Annotated in this window: 13 protein-coding genes and 1 pseudogene; 7 read left to right on the forward strand and 7 right to left on the reverse strand. The window is 60.9% G+C overall.

What is annotated here, in order from left to right; all coding sequences use genetic code 11:
• Together ACREC7_RS11840 and ACREC7_RS11845 are read left to right on the forward strand one after the other, a co-directional pair.
• A pseudogene (locus tag ACREC7_RS11840) lies at positions 1 to 897 on the forward strand (glutamate synthase subunit alpha); the annotation flags it as partial.
• A 145-nt stretch (positions 898 to 1042) separates the two neighbouring features.
• Positions 1043 to 2461 carry a glutamate synthase subunit beta gene (locus ACREC7_RS11845; RefSeq protein ID WP_431555892.1) on the forward strand — a complete coding sequence of 473 codons (1419 nt, stop codon included), beginning with the start codon at positions 1043 to 1045 and terminating at the stop codon, positions 2459 to 2461.
• Between the two features lie 117 nt (positions 2462 to 2578).
• Here ACREC7_RS11845 and ACREC7_RS11850 read toward each other — a convergent pair whose 3' ends face one another.
• The 3 genes from ACREC7_RS11850 to ACREC7_RS11860 form a co-directional block, all read right to left on the reverse strand.
• The gene (locus ACREC7_RS11850) at positions 2579 to 2953 is read right to left on the reverse strand and encodes a cupredoxin domain-containing protein (RefSeq protein WP_431555893.1); all 375 of its coding nucleotides are present in this window, start codon (positions 2951 to 2953) and stop codon (positions 2579 to 2581) included.
• Between the two features lie 55 nt (positions 2954 to 3008).
• The gene (locus ACREC7_RS11855) at positions 3009 to 5297 is read right to left on the reverse strand and encodes a multicopper oxidase domain-containing protein (protein WP_431555894.1); all 2289 of its coding nucleotides are present in this window, start codon (positions 5295 to 5297) and stop codon (positions 3009 to 3011) included.
• 410 nt (positions 5298 to 5707) lie between these two features.
• Positions 5708 to 7312: an adenylate/guanylate cyclase domain-containing protein gene (locus ACREC7_RS11860; RefSeq protein ID WP_431555895.1), complete on the reverse strand. Its 1605-nt coding sequence runs from the start codon at positions 7310 to 7312 to the stop codon at positions 5708 to 5710.
• 188 nt (positions 7313 to 7500) lie between these two features.
• Here ACREC7_RS11860 and ACREC7_RS11865 point away from each other — a divergent pair, with 188 nt between their 5' ends.
• Positions 7501 to 8034 carry a hypothetical protein gene (locus ACREC7_RS11865; protein WP_431555896.1) on the forward strand — a complete coding sequence of 178 codons (534 nt, stop codon included), beginning with the start codon at positions 7501 to 7503 and terminating at the stop codon, positions 8032 to 8034.
• Between the two features lie 411 nt (positions 8035 to 8445).
• Here ACREC7_RS11865 and ACREC7_RS11870 read toward each other — a convergent pair whose 3' ends face one another.
• Complete coding sequence (locus tag ACREC7_RS11870; RefSeq protein WP_431555897.1) at positions 8446 to 9168, reverse strand: lysophospholipid acyltransferase family protein; 723 nt, start codon at positions 9166 to 9168, stop codon at positions 8446 to 8448.
• A gap of 354 nt (positions 9169 to 9522) precedes the next feature.
• Between ACREC7_RS11870 and ACREC7_RS11875 the strand changes: the two genes are divergently transcribed.
• The 4 genes from ACREC7_RS11875 (at position 9523) to ACREC7_RS11890 (ending at position 12906) form a co-directional block, all read left to right on the forward strand.
• Positions 9523 to 9645 (forward strand): hypothetical protein, encoded by a 123-nt coding sequence (locus tag ACREC7_RS11875; RefSeq protein WP_431555904.1) that lies wholly within the window; start codon positions 9523 to 9525, stop codon positions 9643 to 9645.
• Between the two features lie 238 nt (positions 9646 to 9883).
• Positions 9884 to 10561 carry a Crp/Fnr family transcriptional regulator gene (locus tag ACREC7_RS11880; protein ID WP_431555898.1) on the forward strand — a complete coding sequence of 226 codons (678 nt, stop codon included), beginning with the start codon at positions 9884 to 9886 and terminating at the stop codon, positions 10559 to 10561.
• 250 nt (positions 10562 to 10811) lie between these two features.
• Positions 10812 to 11456, forward strand: a complete 645-nt coding sequence (locus ACREC7_RS11885) for a response regulator transcription factor (RefSeq protein ID WP_431555899.1) — start codon at positions 10812 to 10814, stop codon at positions 11454 to 11456.
• A gap of 574 nt (positions 11457 to 12030) precedes the next feature.
• Positions 12031 to 12906 carry a class I SAM-dependent methyltransferase gene (locus ACREC7_RS11890; RefSeq protein ID WP_431555900.1) on the forward strand — a complete coding sequence of 292 codons (876 nt, stop codon included), beginning with the start codon at positions 12031 to 12033 and terminating at the stop codon, positions 12904 to 12906.
• Between the two features lie 596 nt (positions 12907 to 13502).
• Here ACREC7_RS11890 and ACREC7_RS11895 read toward each other — a convergent pair.
• From ACREC7_RS11895 to ACREC7_RS11905, 3 genes are read right to left on the reverse strand one after another with little or no spacing between them, the layout of a single operon-like run.
• On the reverse strand, positions 13503 to 14834 hold the full coding sequence (locus tag ACREC7_RS11895) for an SGNH/GDSL hydrolase family protein (protein WP_431555901.1): 1332 nt from the start codon (positions 14832 to 14834) through the stop codon (positions 13503 to 13505).
• Between the two features lie 8 nt (positions 14835 to 14842).
• Positions 14843 to 16051: a lytic murein transglycosylase gene (locus ACREC7_RS11900; RefSeq protein WP_431555902.1), complete on the reverse strand. Its 1209-nt coding sequence runs from the start codon at positions 16049 to 16051 to the stop codon at positions 14843 to 14845.
• A 51-nt stretch (positions 16052 to 16102) separates the two neighbouring features.
• A complete protein-coding gene (locus ACREC7_RS11905; protein ID WP_431555903.1) occupies positions 16103 to 17440 on the reverse strand; it encodes a lytic murein transglycosylase in 1338 nt (445 codons plus the stop codon).
• Between the last annotated feature and the right edge of the window lie 485 nt (positions 17441 to 17925).

The following is a 17925-nucleotide window of genomic DNA, read 5'->3' on the forward strand; positions in this document are numbered from 1 at the left end:
GAGGAGAAGAAGCCGGTCAAGATCGAGCTGCCGATCAGGAACACCGACCGCACCACCGGCGCCATGCTGTCGGGCGCCATCGCCAAGATTCATGGCCATGTGGGCCTGCCCGAGGACACCATCTGGGTGAGCCTCAAGGGCTCCGCCGGCCAGAGCTTCGGCGCCTGGCTCGCCCAGGGGGTGACCCTCGACCTCGAGGGCGAGGCCAACGACTATGTCGGCAAGGGCCTGTCCGGCGGCCGCATCATCGTCCGCCCGCCCGCCGACTCAGGCATCGTGCCCGAGGAATCGATCATCGTCGGCAATACCGTGCTGTACGGCGCCATTGCCGGCGAATGCTACTTCCGCGGCATCGGCGGCGAGCGCTTCGCCGTGCGCAATTCCGGCGCCACCGCCGTGGTGGAAGGCACCGGCGACCATGGCTGCGAATATATGACCGGCGGCGTGGTGGTGGTGATCGGCCCAACGGGACGGAACTTCGCGGCCGGCATGTCCGGCGGCATCGCCTATGTGCTTGACGAGGAAGGCGACTTCGAGCGCCGCTGCAATCTCGCCATGGTCGAGCTCGAGCCGGTGCCGAGCGAGAACAACGTCATGGAGCAAAGCCGCCATCAGACCGGCGACCTCGAAAGCCATGGCCTGGTCGACGTATCCGACATGACGCAGTTCGACGAGGAGCGGCTCTATCAGCTGATCGAGCGGCACCTTCACTACACTGGCTCCGAGCGCGCCCGCGCTATTCTTGCCGATTGGAGCACTTACCTGCCGAAATTCGTCAAGGTGATGCCGGTCGAGTATCGCCGGGCGCTCGAGGAGATGGCGCGCCAGCAGGTGCTCGACACCACTCGCCTCGGCGAGATCGAGATCGGTCTCCGCGCCGGCGCCAACGGCAAATAATCTTAACCGCGGGCGATTTACGCTTCCCCGCCTCGACCGGGGGCGGGAAGGCTCTCCTCGCGGCTCAGGACGGCTTGACGAGCAGAGGGTCTGCTGGCGACAATTTCAGGATCGGCGGCCAAAGCGCCGAATGAGCGGATGGGTGATGGGAAAGATCACGGGCTTTCTCGAGATTGAACGCGAGGACCGGGCCTATGAGCCGGCGGCCGACCGCGTTCGCCATTATCGCGAGTTCCTGCTCCCGCTCGGCGAGACGGAGACGGTCAAGCAGGCCGCCCGCTGCATGGATTGCGGCATCCCCTATTGTCACCAGGGCTGCCCGGTGAACAACCAGATCCCGGACTGGAACGACCTCGTCTATCATTCCGACTGGCAGGAGGCGGCGAGCAACCTCCATTCCACCAACAACTTCCCCGAGGTGACCGGCCGCATCTGCCCGGCGCCGTGCGAGGCCGCCTGCACGCTCAACATCATCGACCTGCCCGTCACCATCAAGTCGATCGAATGCACCATCGCCGACAAGGCCTTCGCCGCTGGCTGGGTGAGGCCTCAGCCTCCCGAGACCAAGACCGGCAAGCGCGTCGCCGTCGTAGGCTCAGGCCCCGCGGGGTTGGCGTGCGCCCAGCAGCTCGCCCGCGTCGGCCACGATGTGCATGTCTATGAGAAGCTCGCCCAGCCCGGCGGCCTGCTCCGCTACGGCATCCCCGACTTCAAGATGGAGAAATACATCGTCGAGCGCCGCGTCGAGCAGATGCAGGCAGAGGGCGTGACCTTTCACTGCAACATGCATGTCGGCCACGACGTATCGGCGCGCAAGCTCGAGCGCGATTACGACGCGGTGCTGCTCTCAGGCGGCGCCGAGCATCCCCGCGACCTCGCCATCGAGGGCCGCAATTTGCGCGGCGTGCACTATGCGATGAATTTTCTGCCGCAGCAGAACCGCCGCGTCTCCGGCGAGCCGTTGGGCGACGTCGAGCCGATCCTCGCGACGGCTAAGCAAGTCGTTGTGATCGGCGGCGGCGATACCGGCTCCGACTGCATCGGCACCTCCTTCCGCCAGGGCGCGGTCTCCGTGACCCAGCTCGAAATCCTGCCGATGCCGCCGGAGAACGAGAACAAGGAACTGACCTGGCCGAACTGGCCGCTCAAGCTCCGCACCTCATCGAGTCAGGCCGAGGGCGCCGCGCGCGACTTCAGCGTGGCGACCAGCCGCTTCTTGGGCGAGAACGGCGAGGTCAAGGAGCTCGAATGCGTCCGCCTCGACGCTCAGCTGAAGCCGGTGCCAGGCAGCGAGTTCCGTATCCCGGCGGACCTCGTGCTGCTCGCCATGGGCTTCCTGCACCCCGTGCAGGAGGGCATGATCAAGGACCTGCGGGTCGACCTCGATCAGCGCGGCAACGTCAAGGCAAACGAGCTCGACTACCGCACCTCGCGCCCGAAGGTGTTCGCCGCGGGCGACATGCGCCGCGGCCAGTCGCTCGTGGTCTGGGCCATCCGCGAAGGCCGCCAGGCGGCGCACGCCATCGACAAATTCCTGATGGGCCGCACCGACCTGCCGCGGTGAACGTAACAGGGGGCACAGGTCCCGATCGCTCGCATGGGCGCTTGCGACTCAATCAACGACTCGTCATTCACCGCCCATCGGCCGGACCGCGGGAAGCCTCGGCGCGTCGCAATGCCATCACTTGCCGGTCTCGGCGGCCTTGACCTTGATGGTCCCTATCATGGTGTCGGGATGCCTTATGCAATGGTACTTGATTTCCTCGACAGCCTTGTCGAAGGTTCGCTCTTGAGGATTGATCTTGGTGAAGTCTATTGTCTCCTCGAATGCACTGGCTGGAGAGTCCGCCACCATGTGGTGCCTCCCGCCTTCTGGTTCCCACTTCACGGTATCGCCGACATTCATTTCTATGTCGGCGTCGCCCTTCTTAAAGAAGAAGTTGCCTTCGCTATCCCGAAATTCGATCCCGACGACCCTAACTGCACCCGCTTCTACCGACGATTCGTAGAAGAGAATCAGTCCTGCGGCCATCGCGGCTCCAAAGGCAATGGTCATTCGAATTCTTTTCCGTTGACCCATCATTTTCTTCCTCCCATTCGCGTTACACAACCTACTGGTCCGCTTGCCTCCATACTTCTATGGGGGCCATCAGCCCCCTATCCTCGTGCTTGAGTATGTGACAATGGAATACGAACCGCCCGACCTGCTCCTTGGCGTCGAAACTCATGATCAGGAACACGCTTTTTCCTGGCGGCATCGGAATAGTGTCGTGCCACTTAGCTTCAGCGCCTACATCGGCCTGGCTAGGCTTTAGGTCATCGGGGCAGGACTGGCTGGGCTTTAGGTCATCGATGTAGAAGTTCTGATCCGGTTCGCTGCATTCCTGAGGCGTGCTTGGATGCTCGGATCGGTCTGGGCATGTGTGCGAGGGCTTCGGAGGGTCTATTTTGTGCGCGCACAGTTCTGACGCCTTAGCCAAGCGAAACTTCATTTGGTGGATGTGGAAATTGTGCAGTGACCCGGTGTTGTTTGCCAGCACCCAGAGCTGCTTGTGGCTGCTCCCTCCAGGATCAAGACGGATGCAAACGTGGTTGTGGTGCTTTCCCTCCCAATCGATGCCGCCGTCCTCCAGCTCATAGGCCGCAAAAGAAAGTGGCCCTACGGTTGTCTTCTCGTCGTCGGTATCCGAAGGCGGAAAGATCTCTTCCTCAAATGGCCCAGACCCCGGTGGGGGATGTACGATCTCGGTCGTGACAGCCCAATCCGTTTGTGTTCCCTTTTCAAAAGTCACCCGCCGGTGCTCGCCCTTCGCCGGGTCTAAGTCGCGAACGCATCCTTTGGGCGGACTAGGCGTTTGAAGCTCAAAAACCTCGCCCATTGCGATGAAGCGCCTTTGCTCGACCGGCGCATTGAGGGCGACCACAGTGGGACTCGCCTTGGCATTCGGCTTTAGCTCGATCCGAGCGAGTTGGATCTCGGGCCACCAGTCGGTTCCCGCCTTAAGACCTTTGGTGCGCAGGATGTAGACCAGCGTGTCGGTGTGTGTCTTGACGTCGTTGCGCACGTAGATCTCGGCGCGAGACGCCGGCATGAGCAGCAGATCGTTGACTTCGAATGCGGCGATGGGCCTTTTCGCCTCTTCTGGGGAAACCGGTTTTGCAGGGACGACGCCGTCTAGACCTAAAATCGTTAGCGGCAACTTCTCGGTTTCGTCGCGCTCGTTGTAGAGCTCTAGCCAATAGGCGACATTGGCGCTGAGATCACCCATCCGCAGGAGAAGGTTGTGTCCTCCTTCGACGGTGATCGTGGGAAAGCGTTGTCCATTCAACGTGAACAGCCACGCAGAATTTTGATCGCGCTGGCAAAAGCCCCTGCGGAGCTTTGGATCGTTGTCTGCTCCGGAACCGTCATTCTTCCAGACCGGGCAATCCCGCGGTTTGGGGGGCTTGCCGATGGGTGGGAAGTCTCGGTCTTGAGGAGCCCATTCCGCCGCTGCGTCCTTGGCGTTCTCGGGAGGCGCGCTGACGTTCCGCAAGGGAATGTCGCGCAGCAGAACATATCTGACGTCAGTGTAGTCCTTCAGATAGATTGTGTCCTTCTTGACGTCGCCGCATTCGGTAGCCGACGGTGCTTTCTTGCATGCGGCCTTAACGTTTGCCTTCGCATCACCTACAGAGAGCAGCCCGGACATGCCACCGAGAACCTGGTCGGAGGAGATGCCGTGCAGATGCGAGTGGTACCAGTTGAGCCCCGAGGGGTGAGCAATCGTGGCCGTGTTCCCCTCGCTCTCCAAGACTTGAGCGTCAAGCTCCCCCTCACCGGGGATTGGGACATTGAAGTCGGCGCTACTCGGGTTCTGCAGGTCGCTGCTGGCCTTGAGGTGGGCATAGATGTTGTCGCCGAGGTCGGTAGGGTCGCCACCCGCGTCCCCTAGGTCTCTTGAATTCCGCGGAGTAACGATCCCGCCGTGGAAGTAGTGGAGGTTGGTTGGGTTCTCATCCCCATCCCCGTGCACCATCGGGTCATGCTTGCGTGGCGCAAGCCAGTTCACGAGATGCGCGGCGACGGCGTCGCCGGGCATCGCCTCGACCACGGGCGTCAGATAGGAGCGGTTAAAGTGCTCGGTGACGACGGTATAGCCGCCAGCCACGATGGGGCCAGTATTGGCGGTAAGGTTCACCTTAACGGTGTTGCCCGCGCGAGCATCTTTGCGTGGCGTGACCTCGCAGATCCCCTCGAGCTCCGGAATTTTGCCTGCGGTCTCCGCCGAGCAAATCGGCGGCTGGATCAGCTCTTCGGCTTCGGCAGATGGTGCGAGGAGAGCCGCCGCAAGCGAGAGGGCGCAGCCCCACACGAAGGCGATGCAACGCCGCCGCTCGAGACAAACATCCCACGCCACTGGCGTACCTCACCGAGGACATTTGCTGTTTCATCCACCATCAGCCTGACAGCTATAGGTTGTCAAGACACGGTTGCACAGCACAACGTGTCACAATCTTATGCGTGGTAGGTTGATCAGCCAAATCGCGGCACCATCGACAAATTCCTGATGGGAAAAACCGACCTGCCGCGTTGACCGAAGGTCCGCTGCCGGCCCTGCGTAGCCAAAAGCGAACCTGGATAAGGCGCCGCGCGAGCGCAACTGAGTTTAAACCGCAGGCTGCTTCGATAGGCTTGTCAGCTGGATATGCAGTGCGGTTGGCGAATCTAGCAAGTCCGCTCTTGGTCCGTGAGGGGGCAGGCAGGCCTGAATCCGCAGTTCCGAGATGTGCCAAAAGCTGACATTTCTGACATATCGTCTAGCTACCGCTATGTCTCAGGCAAGCCGGCTTTCCCGAGATCGAGGGAGCAGCGGTCGAGGATTGCAGGGTCTCGGAAGGAATATCCCAGCCGCCAGGCTGGCAACCTGATTGCGGGATTGACCTTCATCATTTTCCCCACCTCTGCGCGCGCATCGGCTGAGCGGCCAAGGCGCACATAGGCGATCGCCAAGAGCACGTGGGAATCATTAAATTCAGTTTGCGTCAGAGCATCGACCGCCTCTCCGAATCTCCCCAACGCCAAATGCGCCCAGCCCCTGCGGTGGTTGTAGAACCAACCCAGTGCCGGATCCCGCGCTGCGGCCTGGTCAGCCCACTGAAGCGCCTGATCCGGTCGACCAGCTTGCACAAGCACCATCATCAAAGAAGAGAGCATGAACGTGTCATATGGCGCCAGAGCGACAGCCCGGTCCGCCGCGCCGAGCGCGCCATCAAAGTCACGCTCCCGAACAAGCACATGACTGACTACCCAGTTGGCGAGCCTCGCCACCTGCGGAGAGAGATGCTCATTGGCAAGAACCTGTCGAGCGAGCTCGCCTGCTTTTCGAACATCGGCTGGTGGGTCATCACTGACGAAGTTGACCGCACGAACCAGATGGTGCCAGCCGAGTTTTACTTTGAGCAGCGGCGAACTCGGAAACTTCGCCAGTCCTTCTCTCCAAATCCGGCCCGACCGCTCGATCCCCTCATGGGTGTATTTCATTAGTTGGTCGTGCCCACGAAGATAGTAATCATACTCTTCGAGGGTCGTCGCACCTTTCCCCCACGATTGGCGATGCTGCGCCTGCTTCAATGCGCCCTGCTCCCCAGTCATGGCGCTCACGATCATTCCGGTGACCTCGTCTTGAAGTGCCCAAGGGTCCGTTCCCGACCTGTCAAAACGCTCGGCCCAAACATGCTCGCCATTCTTCGCGTCAATGAGCTGAGATACGATTCGAAGCCTGTCGCCATCCTTGCGTACGCTGCCTTCAACCACGTAGTCGACGCCCAGTTCATTTCCGACCTGCCGGATATCGACAGCCTTGCCCTTGTAAGCAAAGGAGGAAGTGCGGGCGACCACCGCAGAGTCTGGGAATCGCGAGAGCGCCGTGATGATGTCTTCGGCTACCCCGTCACCCAAATAGTCAAGGTTCTGGTCGGCGCTCAGAACATCGAACGGAAGAACGGCTACGGAGGGAATAGTGGAGGAGACTTCTTGCGTCGAAGGCGCCTTCCGGCGAGCACTTCGCCAACCATCCTCATACCGAAACTCGATTTGGGGGGTGTATGTGCCCTTCGGCAGATCGATGCGAATGAGATCGTTTTGCCCGTCGGCCCCATAATATTCGCGAAGCTTCTCGCGCAACCGCCCCGCCTCGACGCGCACGACGGGATCGACGGCGGGGTCGAACGTTTCAGGACGGCCGAAGACCTCCAAAGCGATGTCGTAGCCTTTTACACTCCGGCCGGTCAGAGTTGCAGTGACGATATACTCTAGGAACCGTTGCCTGCGCCGCGAGTGCTGGAACGGGACGCTGTGGAGAATGCGGTCCAGTTGGTCGTGAACAGCCTTCTGGTCGGTGTCGCTCCAGCGAACGCGCTGAATGACCGTCACGCCCAAGCTCCAATCGCAACGAGATAGTGCCGGCCCCGGCAGCATCCGGGCTACTTGATACCTGTTACATACTAGGACCAACCAATTCGCTTTGCTACCCTCGGGTGATGGATGGCGGCGGCGAGGTTTGCATCATCGGTGGACTTGATGGTGCCTCCTCGTTATGGGCCGCTCAAGGGAGCAAGCAAATGAAACTCATACTTCCAAGCTTGAACGAGGCGTCCACCAAGCCTCTTGCCAATGAGAACGCAGTAAACCTCAAGCAGCTCTTGGTAGCTGTACCCGCGGTGTTATTTATTCTGGGGAGCGGGGTGGCAAATGCAGGCGAGCCCGTCAAGGATACTGGCGCCATGGCCTGCGTTAACGACAAGTGGGACGTGAAGGAGCCAGAGAAAGGACACAAGCTGGTCGACGCTGCCATGCGCTGCGTCCTCATCCCCGATGATCCTGCCGAGCCGACTATCAACCAGGACTGCTTGGGCAACTACGAATACATGCCTGACGCGAGCTGGAAGGGCACCGGAACCTGCACGGATAACTATCCGGGCGGCAAGATTTCCCTGACTTGGGCGGAAGGCTCTCAACTCAAGGAGTACACGTACACCAAAACCGGCGGCACCGGTAAATACCAGGGGGTTAAGGGCGGCGGTACGTACATGTACGAGAATCTTACAGACACTCTTTCGGGCGGCAGATACAAAGGCACCATACAGCTGCCCTAAGTGACGAAGCTGCCCAAAGTGTGCCTGTGCTTCGCGGACGGCGAACCAACCGAAACGCGTTGATGTCCGCTATGGGTCAGAGGCGGAAGCAGTCGTCACCAGTGGAGATGTCGCTTTTGCGGGATCAGCGGACGCCACCGGGCCAGTCTGGCATCGCTGCCGCGTAACCCACTGCGTCATGCCAGACAGCCACTCGTGATGCACGGGGACCCTAGACGACATGTCGGCAATGCCCGTTATGGCACATAGCGGACGTGCCACCCGCACTGAGGAATGTCCGCTTTGAGTTCAGTAGCCGACGTCGCATCGGCTATGGAGTTGGTCTGCTAAGTGCCACAAGTGGACTTTACCAATCATGGCTGTTGGGGATTTCTCGCCGCAGTCACACAAAGCCCCAAACTCGGATTCTCGCTAAGAGGGCGACTTTGCAACGGGCGACTTCGCAATCGGCGGCGTCGCGCGTGTCATGTCGGCACCTGCCAAGGCATAGGCTTTCGCCGTGACGTCGTTCAGCGCCGCCTCGACACGCCGACGGTAGCCCTCGAACTCCGCGGGTCGGGCCTCGCGTGGCACGTAGATCGGATCGCCCATGACGATGCCCAGTCTCGAGAAGGGAAGATTGATGGTCATCCGGCTCCAGGACTTCACCGAGCGATAGCGTGAGGTCGCGGCGGCGAAAGGGACGATGGGCCGGCCCGAGCGACTGCTGATCATGATGATGCCGGGACCGCATTTGCGTGCCGGGCCCGGCGGCACGTCGCCTGTCAAGATGACGCTGTAGCCTTCCCTAAGCGAGGCAATTAAACCGTGGGCCGCCTCGGCACCTCCGCGATCGCCGCGGCGACCAGCGGCTCCAGCTCCTCGAACGAGTTGGAGGCCGAAGCGGCGGAGAACGCGAGCAAGCGCTTCCGCGTCATCGGTCCGTGCCACGATAGCGCGGGCTGGGATATCCCGCGGATAGAGGCCGGGCAGGAGAAAGAACTGTCCGTGCCATAACGCGATGATTGAAGGGTGAAGCTCACGCGCCCGGTCAACGTAGTCGGGAGGATCGGCGACGACCGTTGACGTGTTGATGACGAGCTTAATGTAGTTGGCAAGAACGGGACTTAAGAGAATCTGCAACGGGCGCCGCAAGCGGGCTCTCTGCCGCCGAACCCAGGGTATTCTCCACAGTGACGCCAACGTTTACTCTTTTGAGGAAAGTCGATTTCGCTGGAAGCACCAAAGGATAACAAAGAAATGCCGGCCAGGATGCATAAAACAAACAGCTCGCGGAGCAGAGCCCAGCCCTGCCAGGTCCGATTTGGGGAACCAAAGCCGCGATGGAATTCGTCCGCTAAGTGCCACAAACACAATCATGGCTGCTGGGGAAGCGCTTGAGCACTTGGTCGTCGATCGTCGGTCCAGAGAACCACGCTAGCATAAAGCGTGAGGGCCCAAGCCAACGTACAGGCAGCCCGCGGTCAGATAGACCAAGTATGCCCGAAGGTGTTCGCCGCCGACGACATGCGCCGCGGCCGGTCGCTGGTGGTCTGGGCCATCCGCGAAGGCCGCCAGGCGGCGCACGCTATCGACAAATTCCTGATGGGAAAAACCGACCTGCCGCGTTGACCGAAGGTCCGCTGCCGAGTTGCATTAGCCAAAGCAGGGGTTTCTTTCCAGTCAAGGTTAGTTGAGACCTTGTCGCCTGGTCTAACGGACTGCTCTAACGGACTGCCGTAAACTCTCTAGCCTAATATGCTATATAGCCATACGAACTTCGAACGGGTCCAGTTTCCAGTGTCGTTTCCATCTGCATGCGAACTGAGACACCAAGAAGCGTAGCCTAGGGGCAAAAGCGGCGGCCATCATGGTGGAGTTATCTGTCTACGGCACATGGTCGGGCGTGCCCACCGAGATAGCGTCTGAGCTGTTTGCTAGCGCGACCTCCCAGCAACTTAAGGCCGGCGACACGCTTTTCCAGACCGGCGATAATGGTGACGGGTGCTATCGGCTCGACAAAGGTCTGCTCAAGATCAGCCTGATATCGCCGCAAGTGAGAGAGCGCATAATTGCGATCATAACTCCGGGTACAGTCGTCGGCGATCTCGCCGTGATCGACGGGTTGCCAAGGTCCGCATCGGTCCATGCCTTGACCAACTGCGAGCTTCGCTTCCTCAGCCGAGCTGCCTTCCAGCGCCTTGCTCAACGGCACCCGGAAATCCATCAATACCTTGTGAGGCTGTTGGCCGCTCGGTTGCGAAAAGCCGACGATATCATCGCATCCTTGGCTTTCTTGCCCGTGAAAGCGCGAGTCGCCCAGGCTCTGCTTGCGCTTGCCGAAAATCTTGGTGAGGAAACGGACTCAGGCGGAATCTTGATCCCGCGGTCAATCAATCAAGCAGACATAGCCGCGATGGCTGGAGTTGCCCGCGAAAATACCAGCCGGATCTTGAGTGAGTGGGCGCGAAAGAAGCTGGTAACCAAATCGTCGGGCTCCTATCGGATCGATGATCGAGCGAAGCTCAGAGACGAAATAGGCGAGTAGCGCTCCGATCGAAGCTACTAGCAGGCAAATTGCGTCAGCTAGGCGAACGTCCTCCGCTTGTCCGCCTTGGTGACGAAGCCGACCATAAGGTGCTCCCCAGCGACTGAGCATCGGCGTCGCGGCTCGCAATTAAAATTTCAAAAGTGTGACACGGATCACAGCTCATCTGGAAATTGAGTGGTAGGTGAGTGCGAGAAGAGCACTGAGCGCCGCGAGCTTGTCGACGGAGTAGCGTATCCAGGGGGAGAACATGCTTCTCGCCGAACACGTCCCCATGAAGGAACCCCGAACCAAAGTTGGAATCGTCTTCGTGGTTGACGCCGATGCCTCATGCCGGGCGGGGTTCAAGGAGCTCTTCCAGTCCGTTGGACTAGAAGTCAGACTCTACGCGTCGGGGCGTGATTTCCTGGAAGATGGCATTCCAGACGTTGCGAGTTGCTTGGTCCTCGATGTGAGGTTGCCCGAAACGAGTGGCCTCAAGATTCAAGAAGAACTGGCGAGAGCCGGCATTGACACGCCGATCATTTTTGTCACCGGCCATGGAGACATCCAAATGGCCGTGCGCGCTATGAAGGCAGGAGCAGCCGATTTTCTGACCAAGCCGTTCCGTAGCCAGGAGCTACTGGACGCGGTTTTCACCGCCGTGCAACAGGATAGGGGCCGGCGCCACACGCGACAATCGTACTCGACTTTGCGCGAGCGGTTTGCATCACTGAGTACCCGTGAGCGAGAGGTAGCCACATGGGTTGCAGCCGGCGACTTGAATAAGCAAATAGCGGCCAAGCTTGGACTGAGCGAAGTCACGGTGAAAGTACATCGTGCCAACGCCATGCGTAAGATGCGCGCAAAATCATTGGCAGATTTGGTAAGAATGATTGCGCACTTCAACAATTGAAGCTCGCTAAGGCCGCGGCGCAAGGAACCGGCGAAGGATTTGAGGGTCGACCTCGACCCGCGCGGCGACGTCAAGGCGAACGAGCTCGGCTACCGCACCTCGCGCCCTAAGGTGCTCGCCGCCGGCGACATGCTCGAACGGACTTAGTCAAAAAAAGCAAAGCCCCACTAGATTGCGCCGTTCCGAGAGGTGTGCGCAGGCGCGGGCACGGTTCGACATGGGAAAGATCTGGGAACCCCACGCGAACGCATCCGGTCTGCGCACATCGTCATTTTAGGGTGAGTGCCCGAGCCAACTTGGATACAAATTTGTATACCAGAGAGATTTCAAGTCTCGGGAACGAAGGGGGCCTCGGCCGAAGCCGAAACCTCAGACGATCCAACGGACGACACGCCTCTGGCCACGGCTGTCGATCACGAGGCAGCCGCGTTATCTAGCGATCATCGCATCACCCTTTCCTCGCCGCACCAGCGACCGCTCGCCGCCGTCGCGCGGTCACCTTTTGTGACGACATTTGTTGACGCTCAATTCGAGCCAATTCTGTTCAACCCTTAATTAAGGCCTTTGTAGTGTCATGATCCTGATGTCCGCCCTGCAAACCTTAAGCGAACTGTTGACCACGATTTCGAGCGTTTGGCGACGATCGTTGCGCGTTGTGGCTGACGGTCATCCCTCTCTTCAGCTCCGTGTTCACCTCACAGCGCCTCACGCGCGGGCGAAGACACGCGAGGGAATCCGTTCGTTGGGAATTGTTTCGGCGCTGGTCGCCAACTACCGCAAGAAGCTGAATCGAAATTCTTATGGCCAACTTTACGAAAGTCGGCCTTATCTCGAAGCTTACGCGGCACACACTGATCACCGCGTGCTTAAAGACGCCCATGCAGCAGTCGGTGGAAAATGGGACGCGCTTGGGCGTCTGCAATTCGATTACTTGGTTGCGAACGGCCTGAAGCCGGATAGCAAGCTGCTCGATCTCGGCTGCGGCACTCTTCGCGGGGGACGGCACTTCATTCGTTACCTCAACACCAGAAACTACACCGGGACGGACATTTCATGGAGGGCGATCGACTATGCGCACCACCTTGTTATGGAAGAGAATCTCGCAGCGAAAGAACCGAGCTTGATCTATCGCCGCCCGGGCGACGCGTTCTTTGCTGACCTCGAAGATGCATGCTTCGACTTCGTCTTGGCGCACTCGGTTTTCACACATCTTCCCCCGGAGTTCGTCGAGGAATGCTTTGCTGCCGTTGGGCGGGTGATGCGACCGAGCGGGATGCTCTTCTTCACATTCCAGCATGAAGCAGAACACCGCAGGAGAGACTTGAAGGACTTCGCGTACCCATCTCGACTCTTCGCCGACTTGGCCGACCGATATGATTTTCTGTTCGAGACGCGCAATGACTACAACCATCCGCGCGGTCAAACGATGGCTTTATTGCGACACCGTTAGTCTCATGAGAGGCACTCCCTTAGCGCTTGAACCGCTTTCTCAGAATCAGCGTTATTCGCCTGAAGAAGTGCTGGAAAACTCGCGCAGAAGGTAGACCGTCCACGAATGGATCATCGTCGACTACTCGAGATGCTCGTACCTATGATGGCGGGCTTCGAACTTGACCTTGCAAAAATGCGTTCCGCGGGAGCCACACAGGCTGAGATCGATGCCATGCTGGACGAGTTCGAAGAGATTTACGCGCCTGGCGATGATGCTGAGGGCAAGCTTGTGATTGCGGTTCTCAGAGACGCTGCCAGATTAATGCCCTGCTCGAATCGTGGGTGTTAACCCTGAGCCGGCTTTCTTCCGATAACCGATCTTACCAGCAGCAATTCAATGAGGGTCGTCTTCTCGCGGGTTTTCTTGCCGATGATCGTCCGGCTGCTGAATGTCCGAGTTGGCTCAGAAGCGGAAGCAGTAGTCGCCAGTGGAGATGTCCGCTTTTGCGGGATCAGCGGACGCCACCGGGCCAGTCCGGCATCGCCGCCGCATAGCCCATTTGCATCCTGCCCGGGCAAGCGCACCATGATGACGGCAGAATTTGCTGGCAGCTCCTAGCTGCGCGGCCAGGAGAAATCGTCGGCGCGGCCGGCCTTGGGCTTCAACTGCTCGCCCTTGATCAGCACCCGGTAATAGGGCCGCTGGGCGAGCGGCAGCCGCGGCTTCGACGAGGCCACCGATGGATCGCTCACCGCCGAGATAGAGGCGAGCGCGGTCAACCCGCCAGGCAGGTCGCTTGAGATATTCTCGCTGTCGGAAAGCGAGGACGCCACCCCTTGCGGCGTCATGTTCTGCGCGGCATCGAGCGTCGTCTGCGAGATCACCGGGCGGACGACATCCACCTCTCCCACCTTGCTCTGCTCGATCGCTGGAGGGGCTGCTTCCGCGGCTTCGCCTTCGGCGGCCGGTGCCCCGCCTTGCGCTTGGTCGCCGGCCGGCGCCTCGGCCTGCGCCGGCTCGCTCGCCCCCTCCGCCGGAGCGTCGGTTGCCGTGCCTGATGGCGGCACCGGCTTGCCGGGGCTCACCACCCGGCCCATGACGTTGGCCTGCTCGTCCACGTTGCCGGCGAGCGGAATGTTGCGCTCGAGCTTGGCGAGGCTCAGGTCGCGGCGGATCTCCTTCTCGGCGAAATGGGCGAGTTTCAGATAGCCGCGGGGGGTGAAATGCACGCCGTCATCGTCGCGCAGCCGGCGTATCTGGCCCGACATGTCGGGGCCTACGGCGCTGTAGCGGCCTGACTCGTCGGTGAACCCGCTCCACGTATCGATGAACTTGGCGCCGTTGATGAACGACTTCTCGCGGTAGATGTCGTTCAGCGCCTCGGCATCGTCGCTATCGTCGGGACTGCGCATGATCGGCAACCCGGTCCAATAGACGGCAAGACCCTTGGCGCGGAGTTTCTTGATGAAGGCTTCCACCCGCTGGCCGTAGAGCTCGTCCCAGGCGTCGGTGCCCGGCTTTACATATTCCTTGCCGCTCTTGATCGCCTGATTGTCGTTGGCGCCGAACATCACCACCACGATCTGGAAGGTCTCGTCCTTCAAGATGTCGTCGAGCTCCTTGGTCCAGTCGTAGCTGTCGACGCGCACAAAACCGCTCGACGGCTTCGACTTGTTGATCACGTCCATGTTGCCGTCTTCCTGGAAGGCCCGGTAGAGCCCGGACCAAACTCCATCGGCAAGAGAGTCTCCGACCACGAGCACGCGATAGCGGTCGCCGGGCGGGAACGGCTCGATATAGCTGCGTTGGAAAACGGTGTTCTGCGCCAGTGCGTCCGCCGGGGCAATGCCTGACAGGCAAAGCACGAGCAGGAGAAGCGCGGGCAGCGACGCCAGGATGCGTCGGCCGAGCCGTCTCAAATCGAAGCAGGACGCGCTGAGAAACATGCCCCAGTCTACCCTTCCTTGCGCAAGAGCTCCAGGATGGTGCGGCTCGGGAACCCATCCACTGGCAGGCCTTTCGAGCGCTGAAAAGTCTTGACCGCCTCGAGCGTTGCCGGGCCGATAATTCCGTCGGTATCTCCAACCAGCAGGCCCTTGGCGACGAGCAGCTTTTGCAGCTCGACGCGCTGATCGAGCGCGAGATGGTTCTCGTCGGTGGGCCAAGGGTGCACGAACGGCCCGTAGCCTTTCAGCCGGTCGGACAGATGCCCGACCCCCAAGGCGTAGGACATCGACTGGTTATAGTGGAGGATCGAGCGGAAATTGTTGAGCACCAGGAACGCCGGTCCGTTGGTGGCGGCCGGAGCGAACAGGCTCGCTCTGTCGCCGGGCCGCGGAAATGCCTCGCCGCCCACCCGCTTGATCCCGAGCCTCTGCCAATCGCCAAGGCTCCTTAACGTTTTCTCGCTGACCTTCTTGGGATTGAAGCCCTTGGGCAGCGTCACCTCATAGCCCCAGGTTTGGCCCGGCTGCCAACTCGAATGCTTGAGATAGCTTGCGGTGGAGGCGAGCGCGTCGGGCACGTCATACCAAATGTTGCGCTTGCCATCGCCGTCATAGTCGACGGCAAAGCTTTGATAGGTGGTGGGGATGAATTGGGTGTGGCCCATGGCGCCGGCCCACGAGCCGTTCATCTGCTCGACCGGGATATCGCCCCGCTGCACGATCTTGAGCGCTGTAATCAGCTGCTGGCGGGCGAAGGCCGCCTTGGTGTTGTAATAGGCGAGCGTCGCCAGCGACCTGATCACATTCATGTCGCCGGGCTGCGTGCCGTAATTCGACTCTACCCCCCAGATGGCGACGATGATGGCGCGATCGACGCCGTAGCGCTTCTCCAGCACGTCGAGCAGCGCCTTGTTCTCCTCGAGCTTCTGCTTGCCAGTGGCGATACGTTTGTCAGAGACGACGCGGTCGATATATTCGCCGATCGGCTTCACATATTCAGGCTGGAAATTCGCGGCCTCGATCACCTTGGGGTCCGGCGTCATGCCCTTGAAGGCGCGGTCGTAGGTTTCCCGCTTGATGCCAGCAGCCCTGGCCACCGGCCAGAACCTCTCCACCCATTGGGCGAAGGTCTGCGCGGCGGGAGCCGGCTGTGAAAGCGCCCCGGCGGCAAGCGCCAGCACGGCAACGATGAGGGTGAAATTTCGGGCGAATCGCATGGGCGGAATTTAGCAACCTCAACGGGCAAAACCTAGACGGCAGGAAACCCCTTACTGCCGGGCGGCGCTCGCTTCCTTCATCACCGCGTCAACCAGTCGCTGGCTCGGATAGCAGGTGAGCGGCAGGCCGAGCCGCTTCTCGGCGACCCCGATGGCGGCGCGGGTCTTGAAGCCGGCAAGCCCGTCGACCTTGCCGACGTCGTGGCCTTGCGCCACCAGCACCTCCTGGAAACGCTGGATGCGGTCCCGCGGCAACCGCTCAACCGGCTGCCAGGCGCCAACGAACTTCACCGGCGCATTGGTCGCGATCATGTCGGCCACGTGGCCGACGAAAATCGCGTAGACGTCAGAGTTGTTATAGAGCTTGAGCACCGAGAAATTGTCGGTGGCGAGGAAGGCCGGCCCCTTCAGCCCCGCGGGCAGCACCAGGAAGGAGGAGTCGCCGAGCTTGCTTTCAGGGAACGCCTGCCCACGCACGCGGGCGATCCCGAGCTTCATCCACTCGCCGATCGGCCGCGCCTTGTCTGGCCCTTGCAGCGTGCAATCGAAGCCTTGCGGCAACTGCACCTCATAGCCCCAGCTCTTGGCGCCGTCCCAGCCTTGCGACTTCAGCGAGTTTGCGGTCGAGGCGAGCGAGTCGGGGATCGAGTTCCAGATGTCGCGCTTGCCGTCGCCGTCGAAATCGACGGCATATTTCTCGAAATCCGTCGGCATGAACTGGGTGTAGCCCATGGCCCCTGCCCACGAGCTCTTAAGCTGCGCGCGCGTCGCGTGCTTCTCCTCGACGATCTTGAGCGCGGCGACGAGCTGCGGGCGGAACTCGTCGGGCCTCCGCCCCATGAAGGCCTGCGTGGCGATGGTGCTCATCGCGTCATAGGGCGCGTCGATCTTGCCGAAGCCGGTCTCCCGCCCCCAGATGGCGACGACGATGCTCGCCGGCACGCCATACTGCTTCTGGATGGCGGCGAGCGTCGGGCGCAATTCCGCGGCCTTGCCGCGCCCCGTCGCCGCGAGCGCGTTCAGCGTGCCGTCCTTGAAATAATAGACCGGCGCGTCGAACTCAGGCTGATGCTTCGGCGCCATGGCTTGCGCCAGCGACCGCGGCAAAGCTGGCCCGCCGGGGCTGGCTGGGTCCGGCAGCACGAGATGGGGCAGAGACCAGTTGAGCTTCAGACCTTTCAGATTGGCGTCGAAGGTTGCGCGCGAGACACCTGCCGCTTCCGCGTCGGGCCAAAGCTCTTGCAGCCAGCCCGCGAAGCGCTGCTCGACGGCGCGCCGGTAGGCCGCGACGTCCGGATCGTCGGCGGCAGGCGCTGAGAACGGCGCAAGCGCGAGCATCGCCAGCGACACGGCCAGCACTGCGGCACGAGCGAAATTCGCACGGGCCATCGGCGATCCCCTCCAATCCCCCGCGATTCGGCGTGGGGCCGGATTGTGGCGAGCGCTTTTGGCGGCGAAAAGGCAAGATCGCCTCATTTGAACTGGAATTGCCGTCAATCGCCGGCGTTGCCGCTCGCTCTCCCCTCCCCCCTTGAGGGGGAGGGCCAGGGAGGGGGGTTCCACAAATGAATCCCTCATATCGACTTCGCGCTGCACCCCCCTCGGATCGGCTCGCCGATCCTGCTCCCCCTCAAGGGGGGAGCGGGGTGCGAGTGGACCGCTCAGGCGAACCTGCAATTTCAATCGACTGCGCCGCTCGCTCTCCCCTCCCCCCTTGAGGGGGAGGGCTAGGGAGGGGGGTCCACGGAGTCCTGGACAAGCCGCTGTTGCAATTCGCTTCCCTCTGTCGGAAAGAGGGCGGCCTGCCTCCGATCCCGGGGGCATAACCCGCGATCTGAGGACCTAAATGGCCGCTCCCGTCCGCAAGGCCGTGT

This window comes from Methyloceanibacter sp., from assembly GCF_050728395.1.
In the GTDB taxonomy this organism is placed as follows: domain Bacteria; phylum Pseudomonadota; class Alphaproteobacteria; order Rhizobiales; family Methyloligellaceae; genus Methyloceanibacter.